Genomic DNA, 1105 nt, shown 5'->3' on the forward strand with positions numbered 1-1105 from the left:
TTTGCTAATATGTCCCTAAGTTGACGCTAGGTTGACCACATTGGGGTCTGACCCCGCAGTGCTTTATTAATCCCGATTTTTTTGAACAAATCTTCTATCTTTATAATAGCTTGTTCTGTTTCAGCCTTTGTCATTGCAGATTGGGAAGCTTTCGCTTTGCGAAATTCTTCGATATTGTATGAATTCTCCTGTGTGCACATCTGCAGATACATATTGAGTAAACATAGTTCTTTCTCAGAAAAATCCTTTACTAATTTTCTCAATTCCGCATCAGAATATGAAGATATTGGTTTTGAATCTGTAGCTTCCTCATCATAGGAATCGTAAGAAAAATATTTATTTGTAACAGATATTACTTCATAAGAGAAAGAGGATTCCATACCAAGTTTAACCTGATAGTTTAATACAGTAGGGATTGTGCAATGTAAATATTTACTGGCTAATTCAACAGTAAAAGGAGTTCCTGATTCTTCACATTCCTGCTGAATTTTTTTGATTTTTTCCAGTTGATTAGCTAGATATGGAGTTGTATTATATTTTTTGAAACTTACGAAAATGCAAACAGCATGTTTTATAGAATAGCGAAAAAATGTAGTCGCTCTTCCGAGATCAGGATTAAATCTGGGCAAGTCTGCTAAAACTTCAACCCATAATGACTGATATAACTCCTGAAATTCGCATTTTTCGAGTGTACTACGATAACTGTAATACAGTTCATACATTATATAATTATTCAAATACTCATAAATCAACTTATCTGCTTTATCGCGACTTCTTTTATCAGATGCATTTCTTTTCATTTGTATATAAGAATATAATAAATATGCATCGAAATTTGGATTCGTCTTATATCTTTTGCGTTCAGAACTGTTCTTCATAAATTTATCCTTTCATATTTGCCATACATTATTTCATACTGCTATTCATAGGATTCTTTCCTGTGTATATATAAGTTCCTTAAGCATGGCATCAACAACAGATTTCGGACTGTAAACATGGCCAGTCCAAAAGAAGAATCCTTTCCTGGATTCAAATAAATTCCCATTCTTTATGGGGTCTGACCCCAATGTGGTCAACTTAAGCCCAGAATGCTGAAAATTCAACG

Annotated in this window: 2 protein-coding genes; both read right to left on the minus strand. The window is 33.5% G+C overall.

Translation table 11 applies throughout. The annotated features are described in order from the left end of the window. Nucleotides 1–26 precede the first annotated feature (26 nt). Nucleotides 27–878 carry a hypothetical protein gene (locus tag LJE11_RS19105; RefSeq protein WP_227296402.1) on the minus strand — a complete coding sequence of 284 codons (852 nt, stop codon included), beginning with the start codon at nt 876–878 and terminating at the stop codon, nt 27–29. A 45-nt stretch (nt 879–923) separates the two neighbouring features. Beyond that, a partial coding sequence (locus LJE11_RS19110) for a hypothetical protein (protein ID WP_227296403.1) occupies nt 924–1105 on the minus strand: 182 nt, incomplete at its 5' end.

The sequence above is a fragment of the Blautia sp. DFI.1.216 genome, from assembly GCF_020594215.1.
Taxonomy (GTDB): domain Bacteria; phylum Bacillota; class Clostridia; order Lachnospirales; family Lachnospiraceae; genus Blautia_A; species Blautia_A wexlerae.

Bases quoted from the DNA above. Each gene is read 5' to 3' on its own strand.
- LJE11_RS19105 (WP_227296402.1), bottom strand. From the start codon at position 878: ATGAAGAACAGTTCTGAACGCAAAAGATATAAGACGAATCCAAATTTC.